Annotated in this window: 10 protein-coding genes; all 10 read left to right on the top strand. The window is 66.7% G+C overall.

Annotated features, from left to right (window positions below; translation table 11 throughout):
• Nucleotide 1: 1 nt before the first annotated feature.
• The gene (locus M4D77_RS15400) at nucleotides 2-1,369 is read left to right on the top strand and encodes an MCE family protein (protein ID WP_165630498.1); all 1,368 of its coding nucleotides are present in this window, start codon (nucleotides 2-4) and stop codon (nucleotides 1,367-1,369) included.
• Nucleotides 1,366-2,448 carry an MCE family protein gene (locus M4D77_RS15395; protein ID WP_058253304.1) on the top strand — a complete coding sequence of 361 codons (1,083 nt, stop codon included), beginning with the start codon at nucleotides 1,366-1,368 and terminating at the stop codon, nucleotides 2,446-2,448. Before M4D77_RS15400 ends, M4D77_RS15395 begins: the two co-directional genes overlap by 4 nt.
• A 5-nt stretch (nucleotides 2,449-2,453) precedes the next feature.
• Nucleotides 2,454-3,560: an MCE family protein gene (locus tag M4D77_RS15390; RefSeq protein WP_065629320.1), complete on the top strand. Its 1,107-nt coding sequence runs from the start codon at nucleotides 2,454-2,456 to the stop codon at nucleotides 3,558-3,560.
• Entirely contained in the window at nucleotides 3,560-4,891 is a 1,332-nt protein-coding gene (locus M4D77_RS15385) for an MCE family protein (protein ID WP_058253303.1), read from the top strand. The genes M4D77_RS15390 and M4D77_RS15385 overlap by 1 nt, the downstream gene beginning before the upstream one ends.
• Nucleotides 4,891-6,234: an MCE family protein gene (locus tag M4D77_RS15380; protein WP_159370212.1), complete on the top strand. Its 1,344-nt coding sequence runs from the start codon at nucleotides 4,891-4,893 to the stop codon at nucleotides 6,232-6,234. The genes M4D77_RS15385 and M4D77_RS15380 overlap by 1 nt, the downstream gene beginning before the upstream one ends.
• The gene (locus tag M4D77_RS15375; protein WP_058253301.1) at nucleotides 6,231-7,472 is read left to right on the top strand and encodes an MCE family protein; all 1,242 of its coding nucleotides are present in this window, start codon (nucleotides 6,231-6,233) and stop codon (nucleotides 7,470-7,472) included. The genes M4D77_RS15380 and M4D77_RS15375 overlap by 4 nt, the downstream gene beginning before the upstream one ends.
• Nucleotides 7,473-7,574: 102 nt before the next feature.
• Nucleotides 7,575-8,228, top strand: coding sequence for a hypothetical protein (locus M4D77_RS15370; RefSeq protein WP_065629321.1), 654 nt, complete (start codon nucleotides 7,575-7,577; stop codon nucleotides 8,226-8,228).
• 296 nt (nucleotides 8,229-8,524) lie between these two features.
• Nucleotides 8,525-9,286, top strand: coding sequence for a hypothetical protein (locus M4D77_RS15365; RefSeq protein ID WP_259936619.1), 762 nt, complete (start codon nucleotides 8,525-8,527; stop codon nucleotides 9,284-9,286).
• Between the two features lie 343 nt (nucleotides 9,287-9,629).
• Entirely contained in the window at nucleotides 9,630-13,136 is a 3,507-nt protein-coding gene (locus tag M4D77_RS15360) for a DNA-directed RNA polymerase subunit beta (protein WP_247451586.1), read from the top strand.
• Between the two features lie 64 nt (nucleotides 13,137-13,200).
• Complete coding sequence (locus M4D77_RS15355; protein ID WP_058253299.1) at nucleotides 13,201-17,157, top strand: DNA-directed RNA polymerase subunit beta'; 3,957 nt, start codon at nucleotides 13,201-13,203, stop codon at nucleotides 17,155-17,157.
• Nucleotides 17,158-17,182 lie beyond the last annotated feature (25 nt).

Below are 17,182 nucleotides of genomic sequence, written 5' to 3'. Positions count from 1 at the left end.
CGTGACGCTGCTGCGTAAACGGTTGCTCGGACTCGTCTTCTTCCTCGTCGTCGCGTTGTTCCTCACCTTGACGATCACCAAGTTCAACAAGACGTTCACCGAGTTCACCGACGTCACGTTGCTGACCGACTCGACCGGCAACGCGCTGCCGGCGAACGCCGACGTCAAGGCCCGCGGCATGACCGTCGGCGAGGTGCGCGAGGTCAAGCCCGGACCCGACGGTTCCGTCGAAGTCGTGTTGGGACTCAACCCCGATCAGGCGTCGACGCTGTCGGCCGAGACCACCGCGCGCATCCTGCCGAAGACCCTGTTCGGCGAGCGCTACGTCGCCCTGCAGGTGCCGGAGGACAACTCCGGGCCGACGCTGAGCAACGGTGCGACGATCCAGACCGACCAGAGCGGCAACGCACTGGAAATCCAGCAGTTGTTCGACAAGCTGCTCCCGGTCCTCGAGGCGATCCCGCCGCAGGATCTGAACGCCACGCTGACCTCGCTGTCGTCGGCACTCTCGGGCCGCGGCGAGCAGCTGGGCACGACGCTGGAGGAACTCGACCAGATCTTCGGCGAGATCAACGAGAACCTGCCCGAACTCGAGGGCACCCTCGAGGGGTTGGCCAGCTTCTCGCAGACCTACTCCGAGGCGCTGCCCGACGTGGTCGACGCGCTCGACTCCCTGCGCACGACGACGAACACCATCGTCGAACGCCAGGACGACCTGCGGACCCTCATCGCCACCCTGGGTGTCGCGTCCGACGACCTGACCGGCTGGCTCCGTGCCAACCGCACCGACCTCATCGACCTGGCCGTCGACTCCGAGGAACTCCTCGTCGGACTCGCCAAGCAGTCACCGGCGTTCGTGTGCACCTTCCGCAACTTCGCGGGTCTGATCCCGGAGTCGCGCAAGATCGTCGGCCAGGGCACCGACAATCCGGGTGTGCGGGTGAACCTGCAGTTCGTCAACCCCCGTGGCCGTTACCTACCGAACCAGGACGAACCCCGCTTCATGGACCTCGATCCGCCCGCTGTGTGTTACGACCCCAAGATGGGTGGCGACCGCCCGTTCCCGCAGTACCCGGGTGGTTCGCTCGCCGACGGCAGCTACCAACCGCCGTCACGTAACCCCGGTCCGCGCACGATGCCCGAGTTGCCGCAGCCGCAGTTCAGCGGCGTGCCCGCGGGGTCGGTCTCGGCCGCGTCGGGTGCGAAGCCGGTCGCGGTGGAGTCCAACCCGTTCGACGACCCGGACTACCGCAAGCAGCTGCAGGTCATCTACGGCGCCACCTCGGGCAAGGCGCCCGAAGAGGTGCCCACCTGGGTGACCATGATCGGCGGCGGTGCGCTGCAGGGTGCGAAGGTCGACATCAAATGAAGTCGATCGTCGGACCGCTGATCAAGTTGGTCATCTTCGGCGTGGTCACGGTGGTGACCACGAGTCTGCTCGCCGTCACCATCGCCAATGCGGGCGGTGACGGGGACGCGAAGTTCAACGCCGTCTTCACCGACGCCACGCTGCTCAACCCGGGCGACGACGTGCGCATCGCCGGTGTGCGTGTGGGACAGGTCGAGAGCGTCGAGGTCTACGACCGCAACAAGGCGAAGGTCGCGTTCAACGTCGACCGCGACCGGCTGCCGGACGGGACCCAGCTCTTCATCCGCTACCGCAACCTGACCGGGCTCCGGTACCTCGCGCTCGAGCGCGGGGCGGGCGATCCGTCGCAGACGGTCGCGCAGGGGCACACCTTCGGTCTGAACCCGGGCGTCAAGGACACCCACCCGCCGGTCAACCTGACCGAGCTGTTCAACGGATTCCGTCCGCTGTTCCAGCAGCTCTCGGCCTCCGACGTGAACAAGCTGACCGAGCAGATCATCGCGATCTTCGACGGTCAGGGCGGTTCGATCACCCGTCTGGTCAGCGACACCGCCGATCTGACGAACGCGATCGCCGACAAGGACAAGGTCATCGGTGAGCTGATCACGAACCTCACCAAGGTCCTCGACACCGTCAACCGCAACGACGAACAGTTCACCAGCCTGCTCGACAACACCGAGAAGCTCGTGACAGGCCTTGCGGCGCAACGCGGTTCGGTGGGTTCGGCGATCACCTCGGTCTCCAATCTGACCTCGGTCACGGCGAACATCCTCGGTGCGACGCGGCCGTCCATCCAGGGCGACATCGCCGGCCTGAAGTCGCTCGCCGATCAGATCAACGCGCGCGACGAGGACATCGAGGAGACGCTGACCAATCTGCCGATCAAGCTCCAGAAGATCGGCCGCGCAGCGACATTCGGTTCCTGGTTCCAGTTCTACCTGTGCGGTATCGACGTGGTGGCGGGCAACGGCAAGTCGCCGGTGCTGACGCAACCGCTTGTCCCGCTGCCCGACATCAACCATGTGCTCTACACCAGTGCGGCGACGCGCTGCTGGGCCGACGACCGGCCAGGGGGGTGACCACGATGGCAGACAACAACGATCCGAACCCGCGTGACCCGAATGTGAACGACGACGAACGCGACGCGGCTGACGCCCCGGTGCAGCATCCGCACCGGCGCTTCGGCGGCCGGCGCAGCCCGGTCAGCATCGGCGCCATCGGCATCCTCATCCTGATGATGCTCGGACTCAGCTCGTTCTATCTCGCCGAACTGCCGCTGCTCGGCGCGGGTGCGCGCTACACGGCGAAGTTCACCGAGGCCGCCGGCCTCAAGCCGGGCAACGAGGTCCGCGTCGCGGGCGTGAAGGTGGGCGAGGTCGACGACGTCACCCTGGACGGGGACCGCGTCAACGTGACCTTCCGGGTGGAGAACACCTGGATCGGTGACCAGACCCAGGCGACGATCCAGATCAAGACGATCCTCGGTCAGAAGTTCCTGTCGCTGAATCCGCGTGGCAGCGAGCCCGCCGATCCCGACGTCCCGCTGACCGACACGGTCGCCCCGTACGACGTCATCGAGGCGTTCTCCGGTGCGGCCGAGCAGATCGGCGAACTCGACAACGACCAGCTGGCCGAGTCGATGCGCGTGCTGTCGGACACCTTCTCGGGGACCGCGGGTACCACGGGACCGGCGCTCGACGGCATCGCCCGTCTGTCGCAGACGATCTCGAGCCGCGACCAAGAGGTGCAGCGACTGCTCGCCGCGACGAAGGACACCTCGAAGATCCTGGCCGACCGCAACGAGGAGTTCGTGCGCCTCATCGGCGGCGCCGGTCAGTTGCTCGACGAGCTGAACAACCGCCAGCGCAACATCTCGGCGTTGCTGGCCAGCACCACGAGCCTTGGTGATTCGCTCACCGGCATCGTGCGCGACAACGAGGAACAGATCGGACCGGCACTCGACGCGCTGAAGGGCGTGAACGAGCTGCTGCAGCGGCAGAACCAGAACATCCGCGACTCGATCAAGTACATGGCGCCCTTCTACCGCCTGTACGCGAACGTGCTCGGCAACGGTCGATGGTTCGAGTCGTCGGTCGTGAACCTCCTGCCGCCGGCACTGCCGCAGCAGAACACGACGCGGCCGCCGAACAAGCAGGCCATGGAGAACCAGGCCGGAACGGGGGTCGGCTGATGACCGCACCAGACCTGACCCAGAACTCGGGTCCCGGTCGCTGGTTCACGCCGCGGCACATCGTGGTGCTCGTGATCGGGCTGATCCTCGCGCTCATCGTCGCGGGTGCGCTGTGGTGGGTGTTCACCTCGGTCGGCACCACCAAGATCACCGCGACCTTCAAGCGGTCGGTCGGCATCTACGAGGGCTCCGATGTCCGGGTGCTCGGGGTGGCGGTCGGCAAGGTCGACTCGGTCACGCCGGAGGGCGACACCGTCAAGGTGACGATGACCGTCGACCGCGGTGTCGAGCTGCCCGCGGATGTCCGTGCGGTGCAGATCATCCCGTCGGTCGTCGCGGATCGCTACGTCCAGCTGACCCCGGCCTACACGGGCGGGGAGAAGGCGCCTCGCGACCTCACCCTCTCCGTCGACCAGACGATGGTCCCGGTGGAGGTCGACCAGATCTACGCGAGTGTCAAGGAGCTGTCCGACGCTCTCGGACCCGATGGCGCCAACAAGACCGACGGCACCGGCCGGCAGGGTGCGGTGAGTGAACTCGTCACCACCGGCGCGGAGAACCTCGAGGGCAACGGCGAGAAGCTCGGCGCGGCCATCGAGGGATTGTCGAAAGCGTCGACGACGCTCAGCGACTCGCGCGGCAACCTCTTCGACACCGTCAAGAACCTGAACGTCTTCGTCGGCGCGCTGCGTGAGAACGACGCCCAGGTGCGGCAGTTCAACACGCAGATGGCCTCGTTCAACCAGTTCCTCGCCGGTGAGCGCGAGCAGCTCGCCGCGGCGCTGAACAAGCTGTCGATCGCTCTCGGCGACGTGGCGACGTTCCTTGCCGACAACCGTGAGCAGATCGGGGAGACGGTGAAGGACCTGCAGCCGACGACCCAGGCCCTGCTCGATCAGAAGAACAACCTCAAAGAGGTCCTGACCGTGCTGCCGATCACGGTGAACAACCTGATCAACGCCTACGACGCCGAGTCGGGCACGCTGTCGATGCGCCTGACGATCCCGGACCTGCAGGATCTGATCGGTGCCCAGTGTCGCCTGCTCGACCTCGGCAAGCTGCTGCCGGGCAACCCGGCCGCCGATCAGTTCAGCGACACCCTGCGGCCGCTGATCAGCCAGTGCGAGGAGATCGGTGAGCAGATCCAGGAAGGCGTCCTCGAGCCGCTGCTGCCCGTGCTGCCCTTCGGCATCATGAGCAACAACAAACTGCAGCGTGCGCCGGTGCCGGGCACCGTCCCGGGCAACCCCGATCCGGAGATCGGCAACCCGCCGTCGGAGCGGGCCCCGGCCTCCTCGTCGACCACCCCGCGACCCCGGGGAGGCAACTGATGAACCGCACGTCGATGCGTACGGCGATGGCCGGCGCGGCGCTGTCGCTGACCCTGCTGGTGACCGGCTGTATGTCCAACGGCATCCAGTCGATCCCGCTGCCCGGCGGGGTGAACACAGGCGACAACGCGCGCACGTACAAGATCCAGTTCGACGACGTGCTCGACCTCGTGCCGCAGTCGATGGTCAAACGCGACGGGATCCCGGTCGGGCGCGTGACCAAGGTCGAGGTGCCCAACGATCAGTGGTTCGCCCAGGTCACCGTCGAGGTGCAGAACAACGTCGACCTGTCCGATGAGGCCGAGGCGAGCGTGCAGCAGACCTCGCTGCTCGGTGAGAAGTTCGTGTCGCTCACCGAGCCCGACGGCAGTGCCGACGCGCCGCGCCAGAACCCGGACCAGCCGATCCCGGTGTCGCGGACACGGACCGCCACCGACATCGAACAGGTCCTCGGGGCGCTCGCGCTGCTGCTCAACGGCGGTGGCCTCAACCAGCTGCAGCCGATCGTCACCGAGCTCAACAAGGCACTCGACGGCCGGACCGACAAGGTGCGCGACCTGATCGGCGAGACCGAGGACCTGATCGCCGGCCTCAACCGTCAGCGCGACGACATCATCACCGCGATCGACGGCCTGGCCGAGCTGTCCACCCGGACCGCCGCGCAGACCGCGCAGATCGACCGCATCCTCAAGCAGCTGCCCGCGGGCGTCGAGGTGCTCGAGGAGCAGCGTCCGCAGTTCGTCGAACTGCTGACCAAGCTCGACGAGCTCGGCCAGGTCGGTACCGACGTGCTGGGCAAGTCGCGCAAGGCGCTGATCAACGACCTGAAGGCGTTGCGGCCGGTGCTGACGCAGCTCGCCGCGGCGGCTCCGGATCTGATCACCGCCGCGCCGCTGATGCTCACGCATCCGTTCCCGGACTGGTTGCTGCCGGGTGTGCGCGGTGACTCGACCAACCTGTTCATGACGCTGGACCTCCGCGTGCTCAATCAGCTCGAGGCGCTCGGTGTCGGCCAGGGGACCCCGAGGTACGTCCCGCCCGCTCGGGTGAACGTGCCGGTCGACCGGCGCAACCCGTACTACCGCGGCAACGGCCCGCGCTACGGCTGGCCGACGATCACGCTGCTCCCGCCGGCCCCGAACTCACGTCCGGGACCGAACACCCCGCCGTCGGGTGGCACCTACCCCGCGTCGTTCTCACGCCCGGCCGATGCGGCCGGACAGATGCCGACCCCGGCGGTGCCCGGTCAGGGCATCCTCGACGGTCCGCTGGCCGCCATGGGGCTCGCTCCGGCGGCGTCCGCCGGGAACCCGGCATCCGACCCGTCAGGAGGTGGACGATGATCGGCAAGCTCGTCAAGATCCAGCTGATCGTGTTCGTCGTCGTCGGCCTGGTGGCGCTGGTCTACGTGGGCGCGAAGTACGCCCGTCTGGACAAACTGGCCGGTGTCGGCATGTACACCGTCACCGCCAAGCTGCCCGACTCCGGCGGCATCTTCACCAACGCCGAGGTCACCTATCAGGGTGTGCCCGTGGGTCGCGTCGGCAAGCTGACGCTGACGCCCGACGGTGTGGACGTCGCTCTCGACATCGACTCGGGCGGGCCGGAGATCCCGGCGTCGGCGACCGCGGTCGTCGCGAACCGGTCGGCGATCGGTGAGCAGTTCGTCGATCTGCAGCCGACGTCGTCGGAGGGGCCGTACCTGAAGGGCGGCGACACGATCACCAAGTACGTGCTGCCCGAGCCGCTCGAGGACGTGGTGGCCTCGGCGATCGACTTCACCGATTCGATCCCGGTCGACGACCTGAACACGGTCATCACCGAACTCGGCAACGCGTTCAACGGCCAGGGCGAGAACCTGACCCGCCTCGTCGACTCACTCGGCAAGCTCTCGCGGGCCGGCGTCGACAACCTGAGCGAGACGGTCGCGCTCATTCAGAACTCGAACGTCGTGCTCGACACGCAGGCCGACCAGTCCGACGCGATCCTGACCTGGTCGCGCAACCTGAACCTGGTGACCGCGACCCTCGCCTCGGCCGATCCCGACCTGCGGCGACTGCTCACCACGGGCACCTTGTCGGCGACGCAGATCTCGGAGCTGATCCAGAAGAACGGAAACGACCTGTCGAAGGTCGTGAAGGATCTCGCCGAGGTGGCCCGCACGATCGAGCCGGCGACCTACACGACGTCGACGACGTTCGCGATGCTCTCCGCGCTGTCGGCGGGGAGCCACGCACCCGCGCCGGGCGACGGCCAGATCCACTTCGGTGTCGTCCTCGAGACGAACAACCCCGCGGCCTGTACGCGCGGATACGAGAGCACCGACGCGGTGTTGGCCGAGGCTCGTCGCCAGAACCCGGACTTCGACGTCCACTACGACGACTTCGCGTTCAACACCGAGGCGAAATGTACGGTGCCGTTCGGTAATCCGACGGGTGTCCGCAGTGCCGAGCGTGCCCAGTACGCCAACCCGGCGTACCCGCAGCCGTGGGACAACACCCCCAAGAAGGATCCCGACAAGCTCAACCTCAACCCGCTCGCCCAGCAGCTCGCAGCGCTGCTCGGCGTCCGGCCGCGCTAGACCCGACCACCCGACGAGCGTCGCCGCCCCTGATCGGACCTCCCACGGTCCGAACCTCGGCCTTGGCTTGCGCTCAGGAGCGATATATACAGTGTGTTCCCGATGACTGGCACCGCAGAACCGACAGAGAACAAGCCCGGCGGCCCCCGTCCCGCCCTGCGGCGGGCGGCGAAGTCCGCACCGTTCGTCCTGGCTGCCGTGGCGGTCGTGGTCGGCGTGGTGCTCGTCGCCGTGTTCGGTGTGCGGGCCTACAACGTCTACTTCGACGAGTACCCGGCGCAGGAGACGCGCGACGCCGCCACCCAGGCCGCCGAGCAGGCCGTCCTCAACATCACGACGATCGACCCGGCCGACGTCGACGGCTTCCGCAAGCGTGCGGAGGCGTCCCTGACCGGGAAGGCCAAGGACGAGGTGCTCGGCAGTGAGAAAGACGGTGAGGGCGGCAACGTGCTCGACATGCTCGGGACCGCCGGACCGAACACCGCCAAGCTGAACGCGCGCCTCTTGCGCAGCGCACCGAGCGAGGTCGACGCCGACGAGCAGAAGGCCAAGGTGCTCGTCTACGTCGTGACGACGCTCGAACGCCCCGGCCAGCCCGGGATCGACGAGACACGCGGCTTCGACGTCAGCATGACCAAGGACGGCGACACCTGGAAGGCCGAGAACATCCTCGGTCTGGAGGGCATCGCCTACGCCGACGGCGGTGGCGCGCCCGCCCCCGCGGCCCCGGCCCCGGCTCCGGAAGGGGGCAACTGATGGCACCGGACCGCGGTAAGAAGAAGCCCACCCCGAAGCGCCGCCCGACCCCAAAGGTCGCCGGCCGGACTTCTCCGCCCTCTGAGGTGCGAGGAGCCCCCCTGCCCCCTGAGGTGTCGGACGAAGCGACAACCCCTCTGCCCCCTGAGGTGTCGGACGAAGCTGCGTCCCCCTTGCTCCCTGAGGTGCGAGGAGCGAAAGCCGCCGGGCCGAGCGAGCGAAGCGAGTCGAGGTCGACGAGCCACGAAGGGCCTGGTGACGCCACCGCGGAAACCGACAATTCCCTGCCCCCTGAGGTGCGAGGAGCGCGAGCGACGAGCCTCGAAGGGCCTGGTGACGCCACCGCGGAAACCGACGCCGTCAGCCTCGAGAAGTCGGCGACGGCGGAGTCGACCACAGCCGAGTCGCCCAAACCCAAGACCAAACCGGTCGCGCGGGTCTCGACCCTGCGCCGCGGAGACACGCCGGCGCCGGTCGGGTCGTCGGACAAACCGAACCGGCCGATGGGCCGGCGTCCAGGCAAGCGGGACCGGCGGGGGAGGGGTGCCTCCCGCAATCCCCTCGGCATCCGTACCGGAGTGCTGGCGGGCGTCGCGGCCGTGTTGTTCGTCATCGCGGCCATCCTCGCGTTCCATCCGGGCGCCGAGATCGGACCGAACAAGGCGTTCGTCGACCAGGAGTCGACGTCGCAGCTGACCTCGCAGGCGCAGGAGCGGATCTGCGCGGTGTTCGGGTATGACCACACCGAACTCGACGAGTGGCAGCGGCGGGCGCAGGACGCGCTGACCGGGCAGGCCCGCACGGAGTTCGACGAGACGCTGAAGGCGCAGCGCGAGCTGATCACGCAGACCAAGACGGGTGCGGAGTGCCGGGTCGACGCGATCGGCGTCCGGGACCTCTCCGGCGCCGACGACGGCGCGACCGCGACCGTCATCGCGAACCTGGTGGTGAGCGAGACGCAGAACAGCATGGCCACCAACAGCGGTGCACCGCGCGCCCAGTTCGCGATGGTGCGTGAGGGCGACCAGTGGCGGATCCGGGCGGTCGAGCCCTTCTGATCGAGGTGCGTCGCCCCCTCATCACCAGGTCGGACGCCGAGTTCGACACCGACTTCGCGAAATTCGCGCGTAGCGCTTGACGTGGAGGCGATGTCGGGCCAGGCTGTGACCAGCGATCGACGTGCAGGCAGCCACCCGCGCGAAATCGCTTTCCAGACGGCTTGACAAAGTGCGTCTATTTTCTGCTACAGTTGGACGTTGCGCTGGCTGCCTCCTGTCCATCTATCGATCCTTCTTCGGCCACTCTCTAGACGTGTGTGCTGCGGTGATCGCCGATTCCAGGGTGTCACCAGCGAACGGCCCATCAAGCCACGTACTGCACATCTAGGTTGTGAATAACGTCGTGTTGGAAGGACGCATCTTGGCAGTCAACCGCCAGTCCACCTCAACAATCCCCGGCGCGCCGCATCGCGCGTCGTTTGCAAAGATCAGCGAGCCGCTGGAGGTCCCGGGCCTCCTCGACCTCCAACTCGATTCGTTCGAATGGCTCGTCGGTTCGCCGGAGTGGCGCGCGAAGGCGATCGCCCGCGGCGACGAGAACCCGACCGGTGGCCTCGAGGACATCCTCCACGAGCTGTCCCCGATCGAGGACTTCTCCGGTTCGATGTCCCTGTCGTTCTCCGAGCCGCACTTCGACGAGGTCAAGGCCTCCGTCGAGGAGTGCAAGGACAAGGACATGACCTACGCGGCGCCGCTGTTCGTCACCGCGGAGTTCATCAACAACAACACCGGCGAGATCAAGTCGCAGACCGTCTTCATGGGCGACTTCCCGATCATGACCGAAAAGGGCAGCTTCATCATCAACGGCACCGAGCGTGTCGTGGTGAGCCAGCTGGTGCGCAGCCCCGGCGTGTACTTCGACGCCTCGATCGACAAGACCACCGAGAAGACCCTGCACACCGTCAAGGTGATCCCGGGTCGCGGTGCGTGGCTCGAGTTCGACGTCGACAAGCGCGACACCGTGGGTGTGCGTATCGACCGCAAGCGCCGTCAGCCGGTCACCGTGCTGCTCAAGGCGCTGGGCTTCACCGCCGAGGAGATCACCGAGCGGTTCGGGTTCTCCGAGATCATGATGTCGACGCTGGAGAAGGACAACACCGGCAGCCAGGACGAGGCGCTGCTGGAGGTCTACCGCAAGCTGCGCCCGGGTGAGCCGCCGACCAAGGAGTCCGCGGAGAACCTCCTGGAAAACCTGTTCTTCAAGGACAAGCGTTACGACCTCGCCCGCGTGGGCCGCTACAAGGTCAACAAGAAGCTGGGCCTGACGGGCAACCCGATGGTGGGCGAGTCCACGCTGACCCGCGAGGACATCATCGCGACCGTCGAGTACCTGGTGCGTCTGCACGAGGCCGACCCGCACACCACCACCTACATGACCGTCCCCGGTGGCGTCGAGGTGCCCGTCGAGGTCGACGACATCGACCACTTCGGCAACCGTCGCCTGCGTACCGTCGGCGAGCTGATCCAGAACCAGATCCGCGTGGGCCTCTCGCGTATGGAGCGTGTCGTGCGTGAGCGCATGACCACTCAGGACGTCGAGGCAATCACCCCGCAGACCCTGATCAACATCCGTCCGGTCGTGGCGGCGATCAAGGAGTTCTTCGGAACCAGCCAGCTGTCCCAGTTCATGGACCAGAACAACCCGCTGTCGGGTCTGACCCACAAGCGTCGTCTGTCGGCGCTGGGCCCGGGTGGTCTGAGCCGTGAGCGTGCCGGCCTCGAGGTGCGCGACGTGCACCCGTCGCACTACGGCCGCATGTGCCCGATCGAGACCCCTGAGGGTCCGAACATCGGTCTGATCGGTTCGCTCTCGGTGTACGCGCGGGTCAACCCGTTCGGATTCATCGAGACCCCGTACCGCAAGGTCGTCGACGGTGTCGTCTCCGACGACATCGAGTACATGACCGCCGACGAGGAGGACCGCTTCCTCATCGGTCAGGCGAACACCAACTTCGACGGCAGCGGACGCATCACCGACGAGCGTGTCCTGGTGCGCAAGAAGGGCTCCGAGGTGGAGTTCGTCGGCGCGACCGATGTCGAGTACCTCGACGTCTCGCCGCGTCAGATGGTGTCCGTCGCGACCGCGATGATCCCGTTCCTCGAGCACGACGACGCCAACCGCGCCCTGATGGGTGCGAACATGCAGCGTCAGGCCGTGCCGCTGGTGCGCAACGAGTCGCCGCTGGTCGGTACCGGCATGGAGCTGCGTGCCGCCGTCGACGCCGGTGACGTCATCGTGTCGTCGAAGACCGGTGTGGTGGAAGAGGTCTCGGCCGACTACATCACCGTCATGTCCGACGACGGCACCCGCGACACGTACCGGATGCGCAAGTTCGCGCGCTCCAACCACGGCACCTGCGCCAACCAGCGTCCGATCGTGGACGAGGGTCAGCGCGTGGAGTCCGGCCAGGTCCTCGCCGACGGCCCCTGCACCGAGAACGGTGAGATGGCGCTCGGCAAGAACCTGCTCGTGGCGATCATGCCGTGGGAGGGCCACAACTACGAGGACGCGATCATCCTGAGCCAGCGGCTCGTGGAGGAGGACGTGCTCACCTCGATCCACATCGAGGAGCACGAGATCGACGCCCGCGACACCAAGCTCGGTGCCGAGGAGATCACCCGGGACATCCCGAACGTCTCCGACGAGGTCCTCGCCGATCTCGACGAGCGCGGCATCGTGCGCATCGGTGCCGAGGTCCGCGACGGCGACATCCTGGTCGGCAAGGTCACCCCGAAGGGCGAGACCGAGCTGACCCCGGAAGAGCGTCTGCTGCGTGCCATCTTCGGTGAGAAGGCCCGTGAGGTCCGCGACACGTCGCTGAAGGTGCCGCACGGCGAGACCGGCAAGGTCATCGGCGTGCGCGTGTTCAGCCGCGAGGACGACGACGACCTGGCTCCCGGCGTCAACGAGCTGGTCCGCGTGTACGTGGCCCAGAAGCGCAAGATCCAGGACGGCGACAAGCTCGCCGGTCGTCACGGCAACAAGGGCGTCATCGGCAAGATCCTCCCGCAGGAGGACATGCCGTTCCTGCCCGATGGCACCCCCGTCGACATCATCCTCAACACCCACGGTGTGCCGCGGCGTATGAACATCGGCCAGATCCTGGAGACCCACCTCGGGTGGGTGGCCAAGGCCGGCTGGAACATCAACGTCGCCGAGGGTGTGCCGGAGTGGGCGTCGCGTCTGCCCGAGGACATGTACTCGGCCGAGCCCGACACCAACACCGCCACCCCGGTGTTCGACGGCGCCCGCGAGGAGGAGCTGACCGGACTGCTGTCCTCGACGCTGCCGAACCGCGACGGTGAGGTCATGGTCAACGGCGACGGCAAGGCGACGCTGTTCGACGGTCGTTCCGGCGAGCCGTTCCCGTACCCGGTGTCGGTCGGCTACATGTACATCATCAAGCTGCACCACCTGGTCGACGACAAGATCCACGCTCGTTCGACCGGCCCGTACTCGATGATCACCCAGCAGCCGCTGGGTGGTAAGGCGCAGTTCGGTGGTCAGCGCTTCGGTGAGATGGAGTGCTGGGCCATGCAGGCCTACGGTGCGGCGTACACGCTGCAGGAACTGCTGACCATCAAGTCGGACGACGTGGTGGGCCGCGTCAAGGTCTACGAGGCGATCGTCAAGGGCGAGAACATCCCGGAGCCGGGTATCCCTGAGTCGTTCAAGGTGCTGCTGAAGGAGCTTCAGTCGCTGTGCCTGAACGTCGAGGTGCTCAGCTCCGACGGTGCCGCCATCGAGATGCACGACACCGACGACGAGGACCTGGAGCGCGCCGCTGCCAACCTCGGCATCAACCTGTCGCGCAACGAGTCGGCCACCGTCGACGATCTCGCCAACTGATCTGACCCTCACCCGGCCGGGTTTCGCCCCGGCTACTGACAACAGAGCTCTGGAAAGGTAACAAGTGCTCGACGTCAACTTTTTCGACGAACTGAAGATCGGCCTGGCCACGGCCGACGACATCCACAACTGGTCATACGGTGAGGTCAAGAAGCCGGAGACGATCAACTACCGCACGCTCAAGCCGGAGAAGGACGGCCTGTTCTGCGAGAAGATCTTCGGCCCGACCCGCGACTGGGAGTGCTACTGCGGCAAGTACAAGCGCGTCCGCTTCAAGGGCATCATCTGTGAGCGCTGCGGCGTCGAGGTGACCAAGGCCAAGGTGCGCCGTGAGCGCATGGGCCACATCGAGCTGGCCGCCCCGGTCACGCACATCTGGTACTTCAAGGGTGTGCCGAGCCGGCTGGGCTACCTGCTCGACCTGGCGCCGAAGGATCTCGAGAAGATCATCTACTTCGCCGCCTACGTGATCACCGCGGTCGACGACGAGCTCCGTCACAACGAGCTCTCGACGCTCGAGGCCGAGATGGAGGTCGAGAAGAAGGCTGTCGCCGATCAGCGCGACGTCGACCTCAACGAGCGTCAGCAGAAGCTCGAGCAGGATCTCGCCGAGCTGGAGGCCGAGGGTGCCAAGGCCGACGTGCGCCGCAAGGTGCGCGACGGTGCCGACCGCGAGATGCGTCGTATGCGCGACGCCGCTCAGCGTGAGCTCGACGGTCTCGAGGAGATCTGGGACAAGTTCGTCAAGCTCGCCCCGGGCGACCTCATCATCGACGAGAAGCTCTACCGTCAGCTCGAAGAGCGCTACGGCGAGTACTTCCAGGGTTCGATGGGCGCCGAGGCGATCAAGAAGCTCCTGGAGACCTTCGACATCGACGCCGAGGCCGAGTCGCTGCGCGAGACCATCCGCAGCGGCAAGGGCCAGAAGAAGCTGCGCGCGCTCAAGCGGCTCAAGGTCGTCGCGGCGTTCCAGCAGTCGGGCAACTCGCCGCTGGGCATGGTTCTCGACGCCGTTCCGGTGATCCCGCCGGAGCTGCGTCCGATGGTGCAGCTCGACGGTGGCCGCTTCGCGACCTCCGACCTCAACGATCTGTACCGCCGCGTCATCAACCGCAACAACCGCCTCAAGCGACTGATCGATCTGGGTGCTCCCGAGATCATCGTCAACAACGAGAAGCGGATGCTGCAGGAGTCGGTCGACGCCCTGTTCGACAACGGTCGTCGTGGCCGTCCGGTCACCGGGCCGGGCAACCGCCCGCTGAAGTCGTTGAGCGATCTGCTCAAGGGCAAGCAGGGTCGTTTCCGTCAGAACCTGCTCGGCAAGCGCGTCGACTACTCGGGCCGTTCGGTCATCGTGGTCGGCCCGCAGCTCAAGCTGCACCAGTGCGGTCTGCCGAAGCTGATGGCTCTCGAGCTGTTCAAGCCGTTCGTGATGAAGCGTCTGGTCGACCTGAACCAGGCGCAGAACATCAAGTCGGCCAAGCGCATGGTCGAGCGTCAGCGCCCCGCGGTGTGGGACGTCCTCGAAGAGGTCATCGCCGAGCACCCGGTTCTGCTGAACCGTGCACCGACGCTGCACCGCCTCGGCATCCAGGCCTTCGAGCCGCAGCTGGTGGAGGGCAAGGCCATTCAGCTCCACCCGCTGGTGTGTGAGGCCTTCAACGCCGACTTCGACGGTGACCAGATGGCCGTGCACCTTCCGCTGTCGGCGGAGGCGCAGGCCGAGGCGCGCATCCTGATGCTGTCGTCGAACAACATCCTGTCGCCGGCGTCGGGCCGTCCGCTCGCCATGCCGCGTCTGGACATGGTGACCGGTCTGTACTACCTGACCACCCTCAAGGAGGGTGCGGCGGGCGAGTACACCCCGGCGAACGGCGACGACGTCGAGCGTGGCGTCTACTCGACCCCGGCCGAGGCCATCATGGCCGTCGACCGCGGTGTGCTGACCGTGCAGTCGCGCATCAAGGTGCGTCTGACCGACCAGCGTCCGCCGGCCGACATCGAGGCCGAGCAGTTCCCCGACGGCTGGAAGTACGGCTCGCCGTGGGACATCGAGACCACGCTGGGCCGGGTGCTGTTCAACGAGCTGCTGCCGATCGAGTACCCGTTCGTCAACGAGCAGATGCCGAAGAAGCGTCAGGCCGTGATCATCAACGATCTCGCCGAGCGCTACCCGATGATCGTGGTCGCCCAGACCGTCGACAAGCTGAAGGACGTCGGCTTCTACTGGGCCACCCGTTCGGGCGTCACCGTCTCGATGGCCGACGTGCTGGTGCCGCCGCAGAAGGCGGAGATCCTCGACAAGTACGAGGAGCGGGCCGACGGTCTGGAGCGCAAGTTCCAGCGCGGTGCCCTCACCCCGGACGAGCGTCGTGACTCCCTCGTGGAGATCTGGAAGCAGGCGACCGAAGAGGTCGGCGCGGCCATGGAGGCGCACTACCCGGACGACAACCCGATCCCGATGATCGTGAAGTCGGGTGCGGCGGGCAACATGACCCAGATCCGCTCGCTGGCGGGCATGAAGGGTCTGGTGACCAACCCGAAGGGTGAGTTCATCCCGCGTCCGATCAAGTCCTCGTTCCGCGAGGGCCTGACCGTGGCCGAGTACTTCATCAACACGCACGGTGCCCGGAAGGGTCTGGCCGACACCGCGCTTCGTACCGCCGACTCGGGTTACCTGACCCGTCGTCTGGTGGACGTGTCGCAGGACGTCATCGTGCGCGAGACCGACTGTGGCACCGAGCGTGGCATCACCACGACCATCGCCGAGAAGCAGGCCGACGGCACGCTCATCCGTGACGCGCACGTCGAGACCTCGACCTACGCCCGCACGCTGGCGCAGGACGCGGTCGACGCCGACGGCAACGTCATCGTCGAGCGCGGTCACGACCTGGGCGACCCGGCCATCGAGGCCCTGCTCGCCGCCGGCATCACGCAGGTGAAGGTCCGTTCGGTCCTGACCTGTGGGACCGGCACCGGTGTGTGTGCGATGTGCTACGGCCGTTCGATGGCCACCGGCAAGCTCGTCGACATCGGCGAGGCCGTCGGTATCATCGCGGCCCAGTCGATCGGTGAGCCCGGTACCCAGCTGACGATGCGTACGTTCCACCAGGGTGGCGTCGGTGACGACATCACCGGTGGTCTGCCGCGTGTCCAGGAGCTCTTCGAGGCCCGCGTCCCCAAGGGCGTGGCGCCGATCGCGGAGGTCTCCGGCCGGGTGCGTCTCGAAGACGACGACCGCTTCTACAAGATCACCCTCATCCCGGACGATGGTTCGGAAGAGGTTGTCATCGACAAGATCTCGAAGCGTCAGCGTCTGCGCGTGTTCAAGCACGACGACGGTTCCGAGCGGCTCCTCGCCGACGGTGACCACGTCGAGGTCGGCCAGCAGCTCATGGAGGGCTCGGCCAACCCGCACGAGGTGCTCCGTGTCATGGGTCCCCGTCAGGTGCAGATCCACCTGGTCAACGAGGTCCAGGAGGTCTACCGCAGCCAGGGTGTGTCGATCCACGACAAGCACATCGAGACCATCGTGCGTCAGATGCTGCGTCGCGTGACGATCATCGATCACGGTTCGACCGAGTTCCTGCCCGGTTCGCTCGTCGAGCGTGCCGAGTTCGAGGCGGCCAACCGTCAGGTCGTGACCGAGGGTGGCGAGCCCGCAGCCGGACGTCCGGTCCTGATGGGTATCACCAAGGCCTCGCTGGCGACCGAGTCGTGGCTGTCGGCGGCGTCGTTCCAGGAGACCACGCGTGTCCTGACCGACGCGGCGATCAACAGCCGCAGCGACAAGCTGATCGGTCTGAAGGAGAACGTGATCATCGGTAAGTTGATCCCGGCCGGTACCGGTATCAACCGCTACCGCAACATCCAGGTTCAGCCGACCGAAGAGGCTCGTGCCGCGGCGTACGCGGTGCCGTCGTACGACGACACCTACTACAGCCCGGACGGCACCTTCGGTGCTCCGGCCGGCGCTGCGGTGCCGCTGGACGACTACGGGTTCTCCAACGACTACCGGTAGGCGCTAGGACAAGACGACGCCGCCC

Origin of the sequence: Gordonia sp. p3-SID1431 (genome assembly GCF_025143765.1) — a bacterium.
GTDB lineage: Bacteria > Actinomycetota > Actinomycetes > Mycobacteriales > Mycobacteriaceae > Gordonia > Gordonia hongkongensis.
Note: the sequence above shows the minus strand (reverse complement) of the source record. Positions and strands in the feature narration are given on the sequence as shown.

Excerpts from the sequence above, each read along its gene's own strand:
- M4D77_RS15385 (WP_058253303.1), top strand. The coding sequence starts at position 3,560 with ATGACCGCACCAGACCTGACCCAGAACTCGGGTCCCGGTCGCTGGTTC.
- M4D77_RS15375 (WP_058253301.1), top strand. The coding sequence starts at position 6,231 with ATGATCGGCAAGCTCGTCAAGATCCAGCTGATCGTGTTCGTCGTCGTC.
- M4D77_RS15380 (WP_159370212.1), top strand. The coding sequence starts at position 4,891 with ATGAACCGCACGTCGATGCGTACGGCGATGGCCGGCGCGGCGCTGTCG.
- M4D77_RS15390 (WP_065629320.1), top strand. The coding sequence starts at position 2,454 with ATGGCAGACAACAACGATCCGAACCCGCGTGACCCGAATGTGAACGAC.
- M4D77_RS15370 (WP_065629321.1), top strand. The coding sequence starts at position 7,575 with ATGACTGGCACCGCAGAACCGACAGAGAACAAGCCCGGCGGCCCCCGT.
- M4D77_RS15395 (WP_058253304.1), top strand. The coding sequence starts at position 1,366 with ATGAAGTCGATCGTCGGACCGCTGATCAAGTTGGTCATCTTCGGCGTG.